Genomic DNA, 17,080 nt, shown 5'->3' on the forward strand with positions numbered 1-17,080 from the left:
ATGGCCCTGATCAACAAGCTCCTGGTCGGCGAGTCGCTCGTCGGCGAAGGCAATGAAGTCGCCCACATCGACCTCCTGATCGGACCGCGTGGCAGCGCGGCCGAGACCGCCTTCGCCAATGCGCTGGTCAACAACAAGGACGGCTTCACCACGCTGCTCGCCGTCGTTGCGCCGAATCTGCTGGCCAAGCCGAACACGATCCTCTTCAACAAGGTCACCATCAAGGGCGCCAAGCAGGCCGTTCAGCTCTTCGGACCGGCGCAGCACGGCGTCGCCAAGGCCGTCGCCGACTCCGTCGCCGAAGGCGTGATCCCGCTCGCCGAGGCCGATGACCTGTTCATCTCCGTCGGCGTGTTCATCCATTGGGAAGCCAACGACGACAAGAAGATCCAGGAGTACAACTACCAGGCCACCAAGGAAGCCATCGCGCGCGCCGTCAAGGGCGAGCCGAAGGCCGCCGATGTCGTCGCCCAGCGCAACGACGTCAAGCATCCTTTCGCCGCGAACTGAGCTCATCGCTCGGTCGGCCGGCGAGCGTCGGCGCGCTCACGCGCGTCGTCGCATCGCTGCGATGCGGCGCTCCGTCGCCGGATTTTCGAGGAGCCGTCCGCGGCTCCTCTTCGTCGACTCGAATTGAAGCGAATCGATCCGCGGTCGGCGCGTCACCAGTCGGCTTCCTGACGGAAGTTGCAGCGAGATTGGGGGGCCTCGCGCAGGCCGAGAACAACGCCGCCAAGGCGTGACGAACAGACCGAAAGGAAATCGAATATGGCTTCGATACTGGATAAGATTCTGGGCGCCCTCTTTCCGAAGGCCGGCTCCAGCTCCTCGACCCCCAAGCTGCTGGTCGGCGAATCGCTCGTCGGCGAGGGCAATGAGGTCGCGCATATCGACCTGCTGATCGGACCGCGCGGCAGCTCGGCCGAGACGGCTTTCGCCAATGCGCTCGTCAACAACAAAGACGGCTTCACGACGCTTCTCGCCGTCGTCGCGCCCAACCTTCTGGTCAAGCCCTACACGATCCTCTTCAACAAGGTGACGATCAAGAACGCCAAGCAGGCGGTTCAGATGTTCGGCCCGGCGCAATATGGCGTCGCCAAGGCCGTCGCCGACAGCGTCGCCGAAGGGATCATCCCGATCGAGCAGGCCGACGACCTCTTCATCTCGGTCGGCGTGTTCATTCATTGGGAAGCCAATGACGACCAGAAGATCCAGGACTTCAACTATCGCGCCACGAAGGAAGCCATCGCCCGCGCGCTGAAGGGCGATCCGAGCGCCTCCAAGGTGCTCTCCGAGCGCGTGACCGCCAAGCACCCCTTCGCCGCCGCCGACTGAGGCGCGAACGATATTGCGATAAATCAAAGAGGAGCCGCCGCCCGCGGCTCCTCTTTCTGTTTCAGCGGCGCGCTCTCCCTCTCCCCGCGAGCGCCGCTCGCGGGGAGAGGGCCGGGACGTGAGCCAGAAACGGAAAACGCCCCGAGCCCCTCATCCTCACTTTCTCCCCGCTCGCGGGGAGAAGGAAGCGGCGACGCCGCGCGAAGCGATCAGACGAGCACATCACATGGCGCGGCGCAGCTCCTGCGCCGACAGCCGCCCATCATGCAGCGCCGAGGCGACGAGAACGCCAGCGACGCCGATGCGCGTCAACGCCTCGAGATCGCGGGCGTCGCGCAGGCCGCCGGCGGCGTAGATTTCCCTGCCCGGCGCGCGGCGCGCCAGCGAGGACAAAAGCGCGAGGTCCGGTCCCGCAAAGGCGCCGACGCGCGCCAGAGTCATTGCGATGAGTCGCCGCGGCCAGAGCCCCGCATCGTCGAGCAGCGCGCGCGGCCCGAGAAATTCATCGCCGCGAAAATCCAGCGAGAGAATAGCGCGCGCCTCGCGCGAAAGATCGGGCGCGACATTCCGCGCGAGGCTCTCGCTGCCGATGACGGGAAAGAGATTGGCGAGCCAGAAGGCTCGCGGTCCAGGCGCCGCAACGGACCGCGAGCCCTCAGGCTCGCTTTCCGCGCCATTATCGACCCAGAAGCCGACTTGCGGAAAGCTCCGCGCCAGCGCCTCGATCGCCGCGCCATGATCGCCACATCGCTCGATCGCGTCGAGATCGGCGATATAGATCGTGTCGAAAGCAAAGAGCCGCAGAAATCCCGCGACGATGGCCTCCGGCGCGCTGCCGACGGCGAGCGGCGTGACGATCGGCGCATAGGAATCGCGCTCGCCCCGAAAGGCGCGCACGACATGGCCGCCTTTGAGGTCGATGACGGGGATGATCCGCATGGGGACGCGTTATAGGGGATAAGCCGCCCCCGCGCGACGGCGGCGGCGCAATTTGAAATTCCGAGGGGCGCCGGGAGCGGTCATTGCGGTCCTCGCAAGACTTTCTATTATGCGACGTTACGAAAATCGGAAACAAGTGGAGCTGTTTCGCGACAAAAGTGCGGGAGACGTGATGCAAGACGATATCGCCATATCTCTTTCGCCAGCCACTTCGAGCGATTTGAACGAAATAGACGATATATTCGATGATCTCACCAACTACTCTCTATGCGTCGATGGCGTCTCGAGACGCAGAAATGCGGCCCATGAATTTTTGAATACGCTCCCGCCCGGGTTCGAGCCGCGCCACAAATATGCATTCTTGGCGAAGCGTGGAGGGGCGGCTGTCGGGCTTCTAGATATCGTCAACGGTTATCCCTCGCACGGGACGGCGTTCATCGGACTTCTGGCCGTTCGAGAAAACGCGCAAGGCCTGGGCATTGGCGCAGCGATTTTTCGGGAAGGCGAACGGATCGCCCTCCATGGTCTGAAGGCGACGACGCTTAGATTGGCCGTAGTGGAAACGAATCCGGTCATCGGTTTTTGGAGGAAGATGGGATTCAGCCCGACAGGCGAAGTGAAACCATTTGAAGGGAAGACGATCAGATCTCGTTCCGTCCTGATGGAAAAGCGATTGCTCGATTTATCGCATAACTTCTGAGATGGGCGGCCAGGGTCGCGCTGCCCGCGCCCCGCGGCCCCCTTGCGGGACAAAGCGCTCCGGCCACAGGGCGTCCGTGAAGGCGCCCGTCGTGCGAGCGTGTGAGGAGGCGCGCATTCGAGGCCGACGCCATGGAGCGTTTCGGGACGCTCCGAAACCACGAATGCTTCTTCGCGCTGCGGCCGAAAGGGGTCGGAGCGTCCCGAGCCGCCCCTCCTCCCCCGCCCCCGCGAGGCCCCGGGCGCATCGGCGCGCCTTTGCGGCGCGCGGCGAAAAGGCGTAAACGAGGCCCGTCGCTCACAGCCGCAGATCGTTCCCCCATGAAGACTTACCTTTCCGCCGCCCTCGCTCTCGCTCTTTCTTGCGCCGGCGCTGCGCATGCGCAGCCGCAGGCGGCGGGGCAGAGCGATTGGCCCTGCCGTCAGGTGAAGGTGCAGAGCGTCGCCGTCGCCGGCGTCTGGACCGGCCCCTCGCTCGACGGCGCGAAGGCTTGGCGCGACGAGTCCGCGCTCGCCGATCTCGTCGCCCGCGTCAGCGCGCGGCGCACGCCGCTGGAGACCGCGCAAAAGCTCGTCTCCGACTTCGCCGCAGCGGCCGGCGCCGAGCGCAAGGAGCGGCTGACCGCCCTTTTCGCCGGCGTCTATGACACGCTCGAGGCCGAGCGTCGCGAAGTGCTCTCCGGGCTCGACCGCTACGGCGCCAAGCAGAAGCTGCTCGCCGAGCGGCTGCGCGAGGAGACGCAGGCCATGCGCGCCGAGCAGGACAAGCCGACGCAGGACGCGCAAAAGCTCAAGGACGCCAGCGAGGCGCTGCAATGGGATCTGCGCGTCTTCGACGAACGGCGCCGCGCGCTCTCCTATGTCTGTGAGACGCCCGCGCTGATCGAGCAGCGGCTCGGCGCGCTGGCGCGCGCCATTGAGGCGGCAATCGATTAGATCGGCGCGCGGCCCCTCCCCCGCCTACGCGGGAGAGTGAGCAGATTCGGCGCTTCATCTCGGTTTCGCGCCGCTCGGCGCCAAGGAGAATTGCGATGCAGGATCATAGAGCCGCGGCTTCGCATCATCTCGTTTTCGCCGAGCGCTACGCCGCCGGCAAGGAGCGGCGGCGCTTCGTCGCGCGCGAGAGCCTCGCGGATTTTTCGCCGGTCGAGCGCGACCCCACCGCAATTCTCGCCGCCACGGACGAAGGCCGCGTCGCCTCGCTGCTGCCCATTCGCTATGAGCGCATGGCGCATTCGCCGTTCAGCTTTCTGCGCGGCGCCGCCTCCATAATGGCGGAGGATCTCGCCGCTCTGCCGACGCCGGGCCTCGCCGCGCAATCTTGCGGCGACTGCCATTTGATGAATTTCGGCGCGCTCTTGTCGTCGGAAGGCAATGTGCTCTTCGACATAAACGATTTCGACGAGACGCTGCCCAATGTCGATTTCACCGTCGATCTGCGGCGCCTCTGCGCGAGCTTCGCGGTCGCGGCGCTGGACGCCGGCCGCTCGGAAAAGCGCGCGCGCCAGGCGGCGGAAATCGCCGCGCGGGGCTATCGCCGGCATATGCGCGGCCTCTCGCATCTGTCGCCGCTGAAGGCTTGGCGCGACCGCATCGATCTCGTCCATGTCGCGGATGGGCTGGACGAGCGGCTCGCGCGCAAATTGCGCGGCCTCGTCGCGGCGACGCGGCCCGATCGCGAGGACGATAATTTCCCGCATCTCGACTCGACGCCGCTGGGCCTGCGCATAGAGGAGCGCCCGCCGCTCATCTATCACATCGGCAATGGCGGCTGCGACGCCACGCGCTTCGACATACCCGCGACCTTCGCGAGCTGCGGCGCGACGCTCAATCCAGAAGTGGTCGCGCTGCTGCGCCGCTATGCGCTGACCGATACGGCTTTCAAGGTCGTCGGCATCGGCAGCGTCGGCACATTCTGCGCCATCGGTCTCTTCGCCACCGCCGACAACGAGCCCTTGTTCCTGCAATTGAAGGAAGCGCGCCCCTCCGTGCTGGCGCGGCTCGCGCCGGAGGCCGCCGCGCAATGGAACGACGCCGAGGGCAAGCGCGTCGTGCATGGCCAGCGCGTGATGCAGGCCTCCACCGATCTCTTCCTCGGCTGGGCCAAGGACGAATCCACGGGCCGGCATTTCTATGTGCGCCATTTGAAGAATCGTCGCCTCGGCTCGGTGGCGGAGCTGTTCGAGGAGCATGCGCTCGACGATTACGCCGCGCTCTGCGGCAGCGTGCTGGCGCGCGCCCATGCGCGCTCCGCCGATCCTGCGATCATCTGCGGCTATATGGGCAAGAGCGGCGCCTTCGACGATGCGATGGCGTCCTTCGCCATGCTCTACGCCGCGCGCAACACATGCGATCACGCGGAGTTTCTGGCCTGGCGCGCCAAGGCCAAAAGCGAAGCGCAAGGGAGCGCCGATGAGGCGTGATTGCTCGCGATGCGAGCCTGAAGGCTCGCGGTCCTATGCGCGCCCTGGACCGCGAGCCTTCGGGCTCGCTCTCGATACAAAGCGAAACGGCGGAGCAAGTTTCTCATGACGGACTCGACTTCGAAGCTGCGCGTCATCGTCGAGGATGGCGTCGCGCGCATCCTCATCGACAACGCCGAGCGCCGCAACGCTTTCGACTTCTCCATGTGGCGCGCCTTGCCGGCGCTGCTCGCCGCGCTCGACGCAGATGAGACCGTGCGCGTCATCGTGCTGACCGGCGCGCCGTCGCTGCCCTTCTGCTCCGGCGCCGATATTTCGGAATTCTCCACCGTGCGCGCGACGGCCGAGGGCGGCCGCGCCTATGAGCAGGCCAATGTCGAGGCCTTCGACGCGCTGTCGCAATCGAGCAAGCCGGTCATTGCGGCGATCGCCGGCTTTTGCATGGGCGGCGGCATGGGGCTCGCGGCCGCTTGCGATCTGCGCATAGCGGCGGAGGCTTGCGTGTTCGGCATTCCGGCGGGACGACTCGGCGTCGGCTATCCGCCGGAGGCGATGAGCTATGTGGTCGCCGCCGTCGGGCCGCAGAACGCCATGGATCTCTTCTTCACCGCGCGGCGCATCAACGCCGAGGACGCGCGCGCCGCGGGCTTCGTCTCGCGCGTGCTGCCGAAGGACGGATTCGACGCGGCGATCATGAATATCGCGCGCGGGATCGCCGCCAATGCGCCGCTCACTCTCCGCGCCGCAAAGGCGGCGATAAGACGCGCCGCCGGATTGCCGCATGCGCTCTCGGCGGAAGATTGCGAGAGGCTCGCCGCGGCCTGCTTCGACAGCGCCGATTATGCAGAAGGCCGCACCGCGTTTCTCGAGAAGCGCGAGCCGAAATTCAAAGGGAAATGACATGAGCGCGCCGCTCACCCTCGCCGATGTGGAAGCCGCAGCGACGCGCATCGCCCCGCATGTGGAGGCGACGCCATTGCTCACGGCGCCGCTGCTCGATGAGGAGATCGGCTTTCGCCTTTTGGTGAAGGCCGAGAATTTGCAGCCGATCGGCGCCTTCAAGCTGCGCGGCGCCTTCAATCAGCTCTTGCAGCTGACGGAGGAGGAGCGGCGCCGCGGCGTCATCGCGGTTTCTTCCGGCAATCATGCGCAGGCCGTCGCCTTCGCCGCGCGCGCCCTCGGCGTTTCCGCGACGATCGTGATGCCGCGCGACGCGCCGCGTGTGAAGCTCGAGCGCACAAAGGCGCTGGGCGCGCGCGTCGAATTCTACGATCGTCTGAGCAATGATCGCGATGCGATGACGCGCCGCCTCGCCGAGCAGGACGGCTTGCGCTTCATTCACCCTTACGATGATCCGCGCACCATCGCCGGACAGGGAACCATCGGCCTCGAGATATTCGCGCAGACGCGCGCGAAAGACATTGCGCCGGATGCGATCATCGCCTCCTGCAGCGGCGGCGGGCTCGCCTCCGGCATTGCGCTGACGCTGCCACTCTTCGAGCGCGCGCCGCAAATGTTCACGGCGGAGCCGGCGGGCTTCGACGATATGCGCCGCTCGCTCGAGAGCGGCGAGCCGCAGGTCAACGCCGCGCTCACCGGCTCGATCTGCGACGCGCTGCTGGCGCCGACGCCCGGCCGCCACACGCTGCCCATTCTGCTCGCCTGCGGCGCGCGAGGGCTCGCGGCGAGCGATGCGCAAGTGGAAGCCGCGATGCGCGTCGCCGCCGAGCATTTCCGCATCGTGCTGGAGCCCGGCGGCGCGGCGGCGCTCGCCTGCGCGCTGATCGAGCGCGAGCGCTTCGCGGGAAAGACGGTGGTCGTCGTCGCGTCCGGCGGCAATGTCGATCTCAAGGATTTCGCGGCGATTCTCGAGCGTTCGAGCTGAGCGAAGAGCCCCCTCCCTCACCCTCCCCCGCTATCGCGGGAGAGGGAAGCGGCAATCGCTACGCGAATAGTCGATGAAGCGCGCAGTCCGCCCCCTCTCCCGCGCAGCGGGGGAGGGTTGGGGAGGGGGCGGCGCAGCCCTCACTTACCTCGACGCGGGCCGGCGGCGCTCTTCCTCACGCCGCGCACGGGCGCTGCGGGGACTTTCGCTTTCTCCACTGGCGCGGCCTCCGCCAAAAATCCCTCGAGCGCGCGAGCGAGTCGGCGGAACGTCTCCTTGCGCGCGGAGGAGGCGCGAAAGACGAGGCCGATGCGGCGGAAGGGCGCCTCGCCCGAGAGCGGCCGCACCACGAGATCGAGCCCGCGCAATATTCCGGCGTCCAGCGCCATTTGCGGCAGCAGCGTCACGCCGAGCCCATTGGCGACCATTTGCGCCAGCGTATGCAGGCTGGTGCCCTGAAAGGCCACATTGCGCCGCGCGCCCTCGAGCGCGCAGGCGGCGAGCGCATGATCGCGCAGGCAATGGCCCTCCTCGAGCAGCAGAAGATCCTCGGCCGCCATATCGTCATGGCCGACAGAGGCGAGACGGCTGAGCCTGTGGCCCGGCAGGCAGACGACGACGAAAGCGTCCTCGCCGAGATCGATCGTCTCCATGCCGCGCGCGGGATAGGGCAACGCCAGCACGGCGGCGTCCAATTCGCCGGCGTCGAGACGCGCCAGCAGAGGCTCGCTCTGCTCCTCGCGCAGATAGAGCTTCAGCTCTGGAAAGGCGGAGCGCAGCCGCGGCAGCACGCGCGGAAACAGAAATGGTCCGATCGTCGGAATGACGCCGAGCCGCAGCGGCCCGGACATGGGCGCCTGGGCGGCGCGCGCCAGCTCGACGATATCCTGCGCCTCGCGGAGAAGCGTGCGCGCGCGCTCGGCCAATTCGCGACCGACCGGCGTCGGCGCGACCTTGCGCTTGGTGCGCTCGAAGAGGCGCACGCCGAGCAATTGCTCGAGCTCCAATATTCCGGCGCTGAGCGTCGATTGGCCGACGAGGCAGACCTCGGCCGCGCGGCCGAAATGCCGCTCGTCCACGACGGCGACCAGAAAACGCAGCTGCCTGAGGGTGGGCAAGACCGCCATCCGCGCAGCATAATCGTTAAATTCGATTATTGAAGCCTGTTTTTTTCGCTTTTATCGATAGTGAAACCCCTCTAGTTTCCCGGCGTCTTCCCCGAAGGCCGGCGGGACCCACCCGCCTCCCGCGCGCCTTCACTACTCGAGGAGAAAATCGCATGTCTCTCATCGGCTCCGAGATCAAGCCGTTCAAGGCCACCGCCTTCCACGCCGGCAAGTTCGTCGACGTCACCGAAGCCACGCTCAAGGGCAAGTGGTCGGTGTTCTTCTTCTATCCGGCCGACTTCACCTTCGTCTGCCCGACCGAGCTCGAGGACCTCGCCACCAACTACGCCGCCTTCAAGGCGATCGGCGTCGAGATCTACGGCGTCTCCACCGACACGCATTTCGCGCATAAGGCCTGGCACGACACCTCGCCGGCGATCGGCAAGATCGAATATCCGCTGGTCGGCGATCCGACGCTGACGCTGAGCCGCAATTTCGACGTGCTGATCGAAGAGGCCGGCCTCGCCGACCGCGGCACTTTCGTCATCGATCCCGACGGCAAGATTCAGATCGTCGAGATCAACGCCGGCGGCGTCGGCCGCAACGCGCTCGAGCTGATGCGCAAGGTCAAGGCGGCGCAGTATGTCGCGGCGCATCCGGGCGAGGTCTGCCCGGCCAAGTGGGAAGAGGGCCAGAAGACCCTCGCTCCCTCGCTCGACCTCGTCGGCAAGATCTAATACCGCACGACGCCTCCGGCCGGCGCGCCGGCCGGGGGCGCTCTATCCACCCCTCGGCCCGCAGCTTCAGTCCCTCATCCTTCGAGGCTTTTTGCGGAACGCAAAAAGCCTCGAAGGATGCTCCAGAACGCGCTGCGGCGCACCCTTCGAGACGCCTGCTGCGCAGGCTCCTCAGGGTGAGGGGATTGTTCTCGAAAACGGGAGTCGACGAAGATGCTGGACGCCGCTCTGAAAACACAGCTGCAGGCCTATTTCGCGCGCATCGTCACGCCCACCACGCTCCGCGCCTCGCTCGACGACAGCGAGAAATCCACAGAGCTCGCCGAGCTGCTGCAGGAGGTCGCGAGCATCTCGGACAATATCTCCTATGTGCGCAGCGACGATGATTCGCGCCGTCCCTCTTTCGCGATCGAGCGCCAGGGCGCCGATATCGGCCTGCGCTTCGCCGCCATTCCGGGCGGTCACGAGTTCAACTCCTTCGTGCTGGCGCTGCTGCATGTCGGCGGCCATCCGCCCAAGGAGGACGAGGAGACTCTCGCGCGCATAAAGGCGCTCGACGGAGAATATCGCTTCGAGACCTATTTCTCGCTCACCTGCCAGAACTGCCCCGAGGTGGTGCAGGCGCTCGACACGATGGCGGCGCTCAATCCGCGCGTGCGCCATGTCGCGATCGACGGCGGCCTCTTCCCCAAGGAGGTGGAGGAGCGCGGCATAATGGCCGTGCCCGCCGTCTATCTGAATGGCGAGCCCTTCCAGCACGGCCGCGCGACGCTGGAGCAGATTCTCGACAAGCTCGACGCCGGCGCCGGCGAGAAGAAAGCGGCCGCCATTTCCGCCAAGGAGCCCTTCGACGTGCTGGTGGTCGGCGGCGGCCCGGCCGGCGCGGCGGCGGCGATCTACGCCGCGCGCAAGGGCGTGCGCACCGGCATTGTCGCCGAGCGTTTCGGCGGCCAGGTGCAGGACACGGCGGGGATCGAGAATTTCATCTCGGTTCCGCATACGGAAGGCCCGCATATGGCCGCCGCGCTGGAGCGTCACGTCGCAGAATATTCGGTCGATGTGATGAACGGCCAGATCGCCTCGGCGCTGGTTCCAGCGGCGGAGGCGGGCGGTCTCGCGGAGCTGAAGCTCGCCAATGGCGCGACGCTCAAATCGAAGACGATCATTCTGGCGCCGGGCGCGCGCTGGCGGCGCATCAATGTGCCGGGCGAGACCGAATATATGACGAAAGGCGTCGCCTATTGCCCGCATTGCGACGGGCCTCTGTTCAAAGGCAAGCGCGTGGCGGTGATCGGCGGCGGCAATTCCGGCGTGGAGGCGGCGATCGATCTCGCCGGCCTCGCCTCGCATGTCACCTTGCTCGAGTTCGACGCGAAGCTGCGCGCCGACGGAATCTTGCAGGAGAAACTGCGCTCGCTGCCCAATGTGACGATTCTCGTCTCGGCGCAGACGACCGAGATTCTCGGCGACGGCGCCAAGGTGACGGGGCTCGTCTATCGCGACCGCGAGAGCGAGGCGACACGCACTGTCGAGCTGGAAGGCGTGTTCGTGCAAATCGGCCTGCTGCCCAACACGGAATGGCTGAATGGCGCGGTGACGCTCTCGCCCTATAAGGAAATCGAGATCGACCGCCGCTGCCACACATCCGCGCCGGGCGTGTTCGCGGCCGGCGACGCGACCACCGTTCCCTATAAGCAGATCGTCATCGCCATGGGCGAAGGCGCGACGGCGGCGCTGTCGGCCTTCGACCATCTGGTGCGGATGTGACGCGAGTTCGCTTCTCTGTTCGAGAGGCGTGAGCTGCGAAGCGATCCAGGGCGGCCCCTCGTCTCTGGATCGCTTCGCTTCGCTCGCAAAAGCGGCGCGCGGCCGTCAGATCTGACCTTTGATCTCGATTAGCTCGACATCGAAGATGAGCGTGGCGTTGGGCGGAATAACGCCGCCGGCGCCGCGCGCGCCATAGCCCAACTCGGGCGGAATGACCAGCGTGCGCTTGCCGCCCACCTTCATGCCGAGAATGCCCTGATCCCAGCCGGCGATCACCTGGCCGGCCGAAAGGCGGAACTCGAAGGGCTGGCCACGGTCCAGCGAGCTGTCGAATTTCTTGCCCTTGGCGCCGTTCTGCGAGACCCAGCCGGTGTAATGCATCTTCAGCATCTGTCCGGGCTCGGCGCCGGAGCCGGTCCCGACCTTTGTGTCGGTGATCTTGATTCCGGTGGCGGTGGTGGTCTGTTGATTTCCACTGAGAGCTGACCCAGGCAGCACGAGTTTTTCCACCGAGAACTGACCCATGTTCGAACCTTTCCCCCTCGACCGTCGTGGGGGACCTTGGAGTGATCGACATGGAGTTATTGAGCGTCATCCGACGCTGGCGATATCGGCAGGAGTTTTCGATCCGGGAGATTGCGCGACGCACGGGGCTGTCGCGCAATACGGTGCGCAAATACCTGCGCTCGGACAGCGTGGAGCCGGGGTTCGCCACGCCCGATCGACCGAGCCGGCTCGATCCGTTCGCCGACAAGCTGGCGCACATGCTGCGTCAGGAGGCCGCAAAATCGCGCAAGCAGAAGCGGACGGTCAAGCAGTTGCACGCGGATCTGGTCGCCCTCGGCTACGACGGCTCCTACAATCGCGTGGCGGCGTTCGCGCGCGAGTGGAAGGCGGCGCGGCATCGGGAGCAGCAGACCTGCGGGCGCGGCGCGTTCGTGCCGCTGACGTTTCTGCCCGGCGAGGCGTTCCAGTTCGACTGGTCGGAGGATTGGGCGATCATCGCGGGCGAGCGGACGAAGTTGCAGGTCGCCCAGTTCAAGCTCTCCTACAGCCGTGCGTTCTTCCTTCGCGCCTACCCGCAGCAGACGCATGAGATGCTCTTCGACGCCCACAACCACGCCTTCCGCGTGCTGGGCGGCGTGCCCCGGCGAGGCGTCTACGACAACATGCGCACCGCGATCGACAAGATCGGGCGTGGCAAAGAACGCCAGGTCAACGCCCGCTTCGCCGCGATGGTCAGCCACTTCCTGTTCGAGGCCGCATTCTGCAATCCGGCCTCCGGCTGGGAAAAGGGGCAAATCGAGAAGAACGTTCAGGATGCTCGTCATCGCCTCTGGCAGCCAATCCCGAGCTTTCCGTCGCTGGCGGCGCTCAACGACTGGCTGGAGGCGCGATGCCGCGAGCTGTGGGCCGAGATTCCGCACAGCGCGCAGCCGGGGACGATCGCGGAGGCTTGGCGCGAGGAGGTTCCGCAACTGATGCAGCCTCCGCGGCCATTCGACGGCTTCGTCGAACACACCAAGCGGGTCACGCCGACGTGCCTGATCCATCTGGACCGCAATCGCTACAGCGTGCCGGCTTCATTCGCCAATCGCCCCGTCAGCGTGCGGGTCTACCCTGAGCGCGTCGTCGTCGCCGCCGAGGGGCAGATCGTGTGCGAGCACGCCCGCGTCTTCGCCCGGTCGCATGACGACAAGAGCGTGACGGTCTACGACTGGCGGCATTATCTCTCCGTCATCCAGCGCAAGCCGGGCGCGCTGCGCAATGGCGCGCCCTTCGCGGAACTGCCGGTCGCCTTACGGACGCTGCAACAGCGCATGCTCGAGAAGCCGGGAGGCGACCGTGAGATGGTCGAGATTTTGGCTCTGGTCCTACAGCACGACGAGCAGGCCGTGCTGACCGCCGTCCAATTGGCGCTGGAGGCCGGCGCGCCGACCAAGACGCACATCTTGAACCTGTTGCATCGCTTGGTGGACGGCAAGCCGGTCGACGCGCCGCCCGTGAAACCGCCCAACGCGCTGACGCTCACCACCGAGCCGCAGGCCAATGTCGAGCGTTACGACGCGCTGCGCAAGGGTCGGGAGGCGCGCCATGCGTCATAATCCCGCCGCCGGCGCCATCGTCATCATGCTGCGCAGTCTCAAAATGCACGGCATGGCGCAAGCCGTCAGCGAGCTGACCGAGCAAGGCTCCCCGGCCTTCGAGGCCGCGCTGCCGATCCTGTCGCAACTCTTGAAGGCGGAAACCGCCGACCGGGAGGTGAGATCGATCGCCTACCAGCTCAAGTCCGCGCGGTTCCCGAACTATCGCGATCTCGCCGGCTTCGACTTCGCCAGCAGTGAGGTCAACGAGGCGCTCGCGCGCCAGCTTCATCGCTGCGAGTTCCTCGAGGATGCGCATAACGCCGTCCTGGTCGGGGGACCTGGCACGGGCAAGACGCATCTGGCGACAGCGATCGGCGTCCAGGCGATCGAGCATCACAGAAAGCGTGTGCGGTTCTTCTCCACCGTCGAGCTCGTAAACGCGCTCGAAGCCGAAAAGCACCAAGGCAAGTCGGGCCAAGTCGCGGCGCGGCTCGTTCATTCCGATCTCGTCATCCTCGATGAGCTCGGCTACCTGCCGTTCAGCGGCTCCGGCGGGGCGTTGCTGTTCCATCTGCTGAGCAAGCTCTACGAGCGAACCAGCGTCATCATCACGACGAATCTGAGCTTCGGCGAATGGGCCGCCGTCTTCGGGGACGCCAAGATGACGACGGCTCTGCTCGATCGCCTCACTCACCGCTGCCATATCCTCGAAACTGGAAACGACAGCTTCCGGTTCAAGGACAGCTCGGCGAAGGCGGACAAACCTGCAAAGGAAAAGACCAAAACTTGACGACCGACTGAGCCGCAAGCCATCTTCAACCCGGGTCACTTCTCAATGGAAATCCCGGGTCAAATCTCGACGGAAATCTACACGCTCTCGCCTCCCCGACCTCAACGGCCGCGACCAACGCGCCACGCTCTCCCGCCAAGGCCGCCAAGAGACGGGACACGGAGGCTCCATCGGCGCGAATGCCCTTCCCCGCGACCAGCTCCAGGGCGAAGTCGTGGAGGTCGAAGGTCTTGCGGCGGGCGCTGGTGCCGAGTTGCTTCACGCCATCGGGCGCGGAGGCGAGCGCATAGGCTTCCCCCGCCAAGGCGGCAATCTCCGTGTCGGACAGCGCACGGACGCCCCTTCGGACCTCGGCGAACACCCCCTCCGCCTCCGCAGAGAGCCGCGCGTGGGCAGCCTTGTCGGTTTCGCCGGGCTGACGTTCGCGTTCAAGGCTAACGGTAATCTCGCCGGACGTGAGGCCCCACCCGCGGCGTTTCCACCCCGGCGTCGATCTCAAGGCGTCCAGGACATCCTCGGGGATGCGTTTTCGGAACTGATAGTGGCGGGAGCCTTTGCGGGCAGTCGGACGGGCCATTGCGAGAACCATTGTGGGGCAACCGTGTGTAGCACAGCGCCGCCGGAACCCGTCACGATACCAGCAAGTTAAGGAGGATCAAGCCGTTAGGCTGGTGCTGCAAGAGAGGATTGAACTCTCGACCTCTCCCTTACCAAGGGAGTGCTCTACCACTGAGCTACTGCAGCGTCGGGCGGCCTTGTGCCACAGTGATGGCGACTGCGCAAGACATTCGCCGCGCCTATCCGCCGAGCGGAAGGAGGAAAATCGTCCAAAGGGGAGAAGTGGAGCGAATGGTGGGCGGCACAGGGATTGAACCTGTGACCCCTCCCGTGTGAAGGGAGTGCTCTCCCGCTGAGCTAGCCGCCCGAGGGCCTCACCGAGGCCGAACTGTTCTGTAAGAGACGACGGCGTCTCCCGTCAAGTGCATGCGGAGGCTTCCAGCGCGCCGAGCGAGGCCACGGCCTCCCATAATTCGTCGAAATGCGAGATCACACGGTCGGGGCCGAAGGACGAGACCGGGGTTTCGGTATAGCCGAAATCCACCGCGACCACGGGCACGCCGGCGTTTTTGGCCGTCGCTATGTCGGTCTGCGAATCGCCCACCATCACCGCCCGCGCCGCATGGCCGCCGGCTCTCTCGATCGTCAGCGTCAGCGCGCGCGCGTCGGGCTTGTGCGCAGGAAAAGTGTCGCGGCCGCAAATGGCGGCGAATCGCCCCGCCACGCCCAGGCGCTCGAGCAGCAGAACGGCCAGCTCCTCGGATTTATTGGTGCAGACGGCGAGCGCGAAGCCGGCCTCGGCGAATCGCTCCAGCGCCGCCTCCGCGCCGGGGAAGAGCCGCGTCTCGACGGCGATTCGCTCACGATAATGGGCGATGAAATCGGGAAACAGCGCCTCGACCCGCTCCGGCGGGAGCGGCGCGCCCGTGGCCGCGAAGCCGCGCTCGATCATCGCCCGCGCGCCCGCCCCGGCCAGCGTGCGCACGGCGGAGAGCGGCACGGGCGCGCGGCCGTCGCGCTCCAGCAGCACGCCCAAGGTGGCGATGAGATCGCCGGCGGTGTCGGCCAGCGTGCCGTCGAGATCGAAGACCAGAGTCGGCGCGCCGACCATTCGCTGCCCCTACCCTATTCGGCGCCGTCTCGCGATTGCCGCATCGGCGTGTAGACTGCGCCCTGTGATTCGTCGAAGGAGTGTAACCTTGCGCGCAGCCATTCGTCTCCTCTCTCTCGGGGCCGCCCTGGCGGCGCCGGCGGCGCTCGCCGGCAATTACGAGTTTCTCGCCGCCCCGCAGACCGATCTCAACCGCGTCTTTCGCCTGGACCGCGCCAGCGGCGAGGTGGGGGCCTGCCAATATGGGCTGAAGGAGGGCGCGGCCGTCGGCGTGACGCTCTGCTATCCGCCGGGCGAGGGCGCCAAGGCCGGGCAGTTCAGCGAATATGCGCTGATCGCCTCCCGCCATACGGGCGAGGGCGGCGTGTTCCGCGTCGATCTGCGCTCGGGACAGATGTCGATCTGCTTCGTCTTGAACGAGAGCTCGGTGGTCTGCACGCCGCCGGCGAAATAGCGAGACCCCGAATAGGAGACAGCGAGCGCGAAGGCTCGCTTTCGTCCAATCAGTTGTTGAAGCGGAAATGCAGCACGTCGCCGTCGGCGACGACATAGTCCTTGCCCTCGAGCCGGAACTTGCCCGCCTCGCGCGCGCCCGCCTCGCCGCGCAGCGCGACATAATCCTCATAGGCGATCGTCTCGGCGCGGATGAAGCCCTTCTCGAAATCGGTATGGATCACCGCCGCCGCCTGCGGCGCGCGCGTGCCCTGCTCGATCGTCCAGGCGCGCGCCTCCTTGGGCCCAACGGTGAAATAGGTCACGAGCCGCAGCAGCGTATAGCCGGCGCGGATGACGCGGTTGAGGCCCGGCTCCTCCAGCCCGACCGCCTCGAGATAGTCCTTCTGCTCCTCGGCCGGCAGCACGGCGATCTCGCTCTCGATCTTGGCCGAGACGACGACGCTCGCCGCGCCCTCCTCGCGCGCCCGCGCGGCGACTTTCTGCGAGAAGGAATTGCCCTCCGCCGCGGCGCCTTCCTCGACATTGCAGACATAGAGAACGGGCTTGGACGACAAGAGGCCGAGACCCGCGAGCGCGCCGCGCTCCTCCGGCGCGATAACAACGAGGCGAGCGGGACGGCCGTCGCGCACCAGATCGAGGCAGCGGCGCATCAGATCGAGCAGCTCCTTGGCGTCCTTGTCGCCGCCCTTGGCCTTCTTCTCGAGCGGGAGGACGCGCTTTTCCAGGCTCTCGAGATCGGCGAGCATCAGCTCGGTCTCGATCGTCTCTATGTCGCGGATCGGATCGACGTCGCCCTCGACATGGGTGATGTCGCCGTCCTCGAAGCAGCGCACCACATGGGCGATGGCGTCGCATTCGCGAATATTGGCCAAGAACTGATTGCCGAGCCCCTCGCCCTTGGAGGCGCCGCGCACGAGCCCGGCTATGTCCACGAAGGTGAGGCGCGTCGGGATGATCTGCTTGGAGCCGGCGATCTCGCAGAGCTTTTCGAGCCGCGGATCGGGCACGGCGACGTCGCCGACATTGGGCTCGATCGTGCAGAAGGGGTAATTGGCCGCCTGCGCCGCCGCCGTCTGCGTCAGCGCGTTGAAGAGGGTCGACTTGCCGACATTCGGCAGGCCGACGATTCCACATTTGAAGCCCATGGCGTCCCGTTTCCTCGCGCAATCTCGCTGCGGCGCGGTATG

The 17,080-nt window shown here is 66.2% G+C and carries 18 protein-coding genes and 2 tRNA genes; 12 read left to right on the forward strand and 8 right to left on the reverse strand.

Annotated features, from left to right (window positions below):
- A complete protein-coding gene (gene fae, locus K369_RS16145) occupies positions 1 to 510 on the forward strand; it encodes a formaldehyde-activating enzyme (RefSeq protein WP_036292439.1) in 510 nt (169 codons plus the stop codon).
- Positions 511 to 768: 258 nt separating this feature from the next.
- Positions 769 to 1,335 carry a formaldehyde-activating enzyme gene (gene fae / locus K369_RS16150; RefSeq protein WP_036292440.1) on the forward strand — a complete coding sequence of 189 codons (567 nt, stop codon included), beginning with the start codon at positions 769 to 771 and terminating at the stop codon, positions 1,333 to 1,335.
- Positions 1,336 to 1,557: 222 nt separating this feature from the next.
- Here the strand turns inward: fae (K369_RS16150) and K369_RS16155 are convergent, their stop codons facing one another.
- On the reverse strand, positions 1,558 to 2,274 hold the full coding sequence (locus K369_RS16155) for a HisA/HisF-related TIM barrel protein (protein ID WP_036292441.1): 717 nt from the start codon (positions 2,272 to 2,274) through the stop codon (positions 1,558 to 1,560).
- A 172-nt stretch (positions 2,275 to 2,446) separates the two neighbouring features.
- Between K369_RS16155 and K369_RS24840 the strand changes: the two genes are divergently transcribed.
- From K369_RS24840 to K369_RS16180, 5 genes are all read left to right on the forward strand, one after another.
- The gene (locus tag K369_RS24840) at positions 2,447 to 2,974 is read left to right on the forward strand and encodes a GNAT family N-acetyltransferase (RefSeq protein ID WP_051949339.1); all 528 of its coding nucleotides are present in this window, start codon (positions 2,447 to 2,449) and stop codon (positions 2,972 to 2,974) included.
- Positions 2,975 to 3,294: 320 nt separating this feature from the next.
- Positions 3,295 to 3,909, forward strand: a complete 615-nt coding sequence (locus tag K369_RS16165; protein ID WP_036292442.1) for a hypothetical protein — start codon at positions 3,295 to 3,297, stop codon at positions 3,907 to 3,909.
- Between the two features lie 95 nt (positions 3,910 to 4,004).
- The gene (locus K369_RS16170) at positions 4,005 to 5,396 is read left to right on the forward strand and encodes a DUF2252 domain-containing protein (RefSeq protein WP_036292443.1); all 1,392 of its coding nucleotides are present in this window, start codon (positions 4,005 to 4,007) and stop codon (positions 5,394 to 5,396) included.
- 105 nt (positions 5,397 to 5,501) lie between these two features.
- Positions 5,502 to 6,296, forward strand: a complete 795-nt coding sequence (locus K369_RS16175) for an enoyl-CoA hydratase (protein WP_036292445.1) — start codon at positions 5,502 to 5,504, stop codon at positions 6,294 to 6,296.
- Position 6,297: 1 nt separating this feature from the next.
- A complete protein-coding gene (locus tag K369_RS16180) occupies positions 6,298 to 7,281 on the forward strand; it encodes a threonine/serine dehydratase (RefSeq protein WP_036292447.1) in 984 nt (327 codons plus the stop codon).
- A 140-nt stretch (positions 7,282 to 7,421) separates the two neighbouring features.
- Here the strand turns inward: K369_RS16180 and K369_RS16185 are convergent, their stop codons facing one another.
- Positions 7,422 to 8,408, reverse strand: coding sequence for a hydrogen peroxide-inducible genes activator (locus K369_RS16185; RefSeq protein WP_036292449.1), 987 nt, complete (start codon positions 8,406 to 8,408; stop codon positions 7,422 to 7,424).
- A 152-nt stretch (positions 8,409 to 8,560) separates the two neighbouring features.
- On the opposite strand from K369_RS16185, the gene ahpC reads away from it, so the two are divergent.
- Together ahpC and ahpF are read left to right on the forward strand one after the other, a co-directional pair.
- Positions 8,561 to 9,124: an alkyl hydroperoxide reductase subunit C gene (ahpC, locus tag K369_RS16190; RefSeq protein WP_036292451.1), complete on the forward strand. Its 564-nt coding sequence runs from the start codon at positions 8,561 to 8,563 to the stop codon at positions 9,122 to 9,124.
- 213 nt (positions 9,125 to 9,337) lie between these two features.
- Positions 9,338 to 10,891: an alkyl hydroperoxide reductase subunit F gene (ahpF, locus tag K369_RS16195; protein WP_036292453.1), complete on the forward strand. Its 1,554-nt coding sequence runs from the start codon at positions 9,338 to 9,340 to the stop codon at positions 10,889 to 10,891.
- A gap of 105 nt (positions 10,892 to 10,996) precedes the next feature.
- On the opposite strand, the gene K369_RS16200 is transcribed toward ahpF, so the two are convergent.
- Positions 10,997 to 11,416, reverse strand: a complete 420-nt coding sequence (locus tag K369_RS16200; RefSeq protein WP_036292455.1) for an FKBP-type peptidyl-prolyl cis-trans isomerase — start codon at positions 11,414 to 11,416, stop codon at positions 10,997 to 10,999.
- Positions 11,417 to 11,466: 50 nt separating this feature from the next.
- Between K369_RS16200 and istA the strand changes: the two genes are divergently transcribed.
- Positions 11,467 to 12,996 (forward strand): IS21 family transposase, encoded by a 1,530-nt coding sequence (gene istA, locus K369_RS16205; protein ID WP_156967678.1) that lies wholly within the window; start codon positions 11,467 to 11,469, stop codon positions 12,994 to 12,996.
- On the forward strand, positions 12,986 to 13,768 hold the full coding sequence (gene istB, locus K369_RS16210; protein WP_036286363.1) for an IS21-like element helper ATPase IstB: 783 nt from the start codon (positions 12,986 to 12,988) through the stop codon (positions 13,766 to 13,768). The genes istA and istB overlap by 11 nt, the downstream gene beginning before the upstream one ends.
- A 25-nt stretch (positions 13,769 to 13,793) precedes the next feature.
- Here the strand turns inward: istB and K369_RS16215 are convergent, their stop codons facing one another.
- The 4 genes from K369_RS16215 to K369_RS16230 all read right to left on the reverse strand — a co-directional run bounded on the left by K369_RS16215 (position 13,794) and on the right by K369_RS16230 (position 15,437).
- Entirely contained in the window at positions 13,794 to 14,357 is a 564-nt protein-coding gene (locus tag K369_RS16215) for a hypothetical protein (RefSeq protein ID WP_210165055.1), read from the reverse strand.
- An 80-nt stretch (positions 14,358 to 14,437) separates the two neighbouring features.
- Positions 14,438 to 14,512, reverse strand: a tRNA-Thr gene (locus tag K369_RS16220).
- A 106-nt stretch (positions 14,513 to 14,618) separates the two neighbouring features.
- Positions 14,619 to 14,693: transfer RNA gene (locus K369_RS16225), tRNA-Val, on the reverse strand.
- 51 nt (positions 14,694 to 14,744) lie between these two features.
- Positions 14,745 to 15,437 (reverse strand): HAD-IA family hydrolase, encoded by a 693-nt coding sequence (locus K369_RS16230; RefSeq protein WP_036292458.1) that lies wholly within the window; start codon positions 15,435 to 15,437, stop codon positions 14,745 to 14,747.
- Between the two features lie 88 nt (positions 15,438 to 15,525).
- Here K369_RS16230 and K369_RS16235 point away from each other — a divergent pair, with 88 nt between their 5' ends.
- Positions 15,526 to 15,891, forward strand: a complete 366-nt coding sequence (locus tag K369_RS16235; RefSeq protein WP_018266706.1) for a hypothetical protein — start codon at positions 15,526 to 15,528, stop codon at positions 15,889 to 15,891.
- 49 nt (positions 15,892 to 15,940) lie between these two features.
- Here the strand turns inward: K369_RS16235 and ychF are convergent, their stop codons facing one another.
- Positions 15,941 to 17,038, reverse strand: a complete 1,098-nt coding sequence (gene ychF / locus K369_RS16240) for a redox-regulated ATPase YchF (RefSeq protein WP_036292460.1) — start codon at positions 17,036 to 17,038, stop codon at positions 15,941 to 15,943.
- Positions 17,039 to 17,080 lie beyond the last annotated feature (42 nt).

The organism is Methylosinus sp. PW1 (assembly GCF_000745215.1).
Taxonomy (GTDB): Bacteria; Pseudomonadota; Alphaproteobacteria; order Rhizobiales; family Beijerinckiaceae; genus Methylosinus.

Coding starts and splice junctions, on each gene's coding strand:
- fae (WP_036292439.1), top strand. CDS start 1: ATGGCCCTGATCAACAAGCTCCTGGTCGGCGAGTCGCTCGTCGGCGAA.
- fae (WP_036292440.1), top strand. CDS start 769: ATGGCTTCGATACTGGATAAGATTCTGGGCGCCCTCTTTCCGAAGGCC.
- K369_RS16155 (WP_036292441.1), bottom strand. CDS start 2,274: ATGCGGATCATCCCCGTCATCGACCTCAAAGGCGGCCATGTCGTGCGC.
- K369_RS24840 (WP_051949339.1), top strand. CDS start 2,447: ATGCAAGACGATATCGCCATATCTCTTTCGCCAGCCACTTCGAGCGAT.
- K369_RS16165 (WP_036292442.1), top strand. CDS start 3,295: ATGAAGACTTACCTTTCCGCCGCCCTCGCTCTCGCTCTTTCTTGCGCC.
- K369_RS16170 (WP_036292443.1), top strand. CDS start 4,005: ATGCAGGATCATAGAGCCGCGGCTTCGCATCATCTCGTTTTCGCCGAG.
- K369_RS16175 (WP_036292445.1), top strand. CDS start 5,502: ATGACGGACTCGACTTCGAAGCTGCGCGTCATCGTCGAGGATGGCGTC.
- K369_RS16180 (WP_036292447.1), top strand. CDS start 6,298: ATGAGCGCGCCGCTCACCCTCGCCGATGTGGAAGCCGCAGCGACGCGC.
- K369_RS16185 (WP_036292449.1), bottom strand. CDS start 8,408: ATGGCGGTCTTGCCCACCCTCAGGCAGCTGCGTTTTCTGGTCGCCGTC.
- ahpC (WP_036292451.1), top strand. CDS start 8,561: ATGTCTCTCATCGGCTCCGAGATCAAGCCGTTCAAGGCCACCGCCTTC.
- ahpF (WP_036292453.1), top strand. CDS start 9,338: ATGCTGGACGCCGCTCTGAAAACACAGCTGCAGGCCTATTTCGCGCGC.
- K369_RS16200 (WP_036292455.1), bottom strand. CDS start 11,416: ATGGGTCAGTTCTCGGTGGAAAAACTCGTGCTGCCTGGGTCAGCTCTC.
- istA (WP_156967678.1), top strand. CDS start 11,467: ATGGAGTTATTGAGCGTCATCCGACGCTGGCGATATCGGCAGGAGTTT.
- istB (WP_036286363.1), top strand. CDS start 12,986: ATGCGTCATAATCCCGCCGCCGGCGCCATCGTCATCATGCTGCGCAGT.
- K369_RS16215 (WP_210165055.1), bottom strand. CDS start 14,357: ATGGTTCTCGCAATGGCCCGTCCGACTGCCCGCAAAGGCTCCCGCCAC.
- K369_RS16230 (WP_036292458.1), bottom strand. CDS start 15,437: ATGGTCGGCGCGCCGACTCTGGTCTTCGATCTCGACGGCACGCTGGCC.
- ychF (WP_036292460.1), bottom strand. CDS start 17,038: ATGGGCTTCAAATGTGGAATCGTCGGCCTGCCGAATGTCGGCAAGTCG.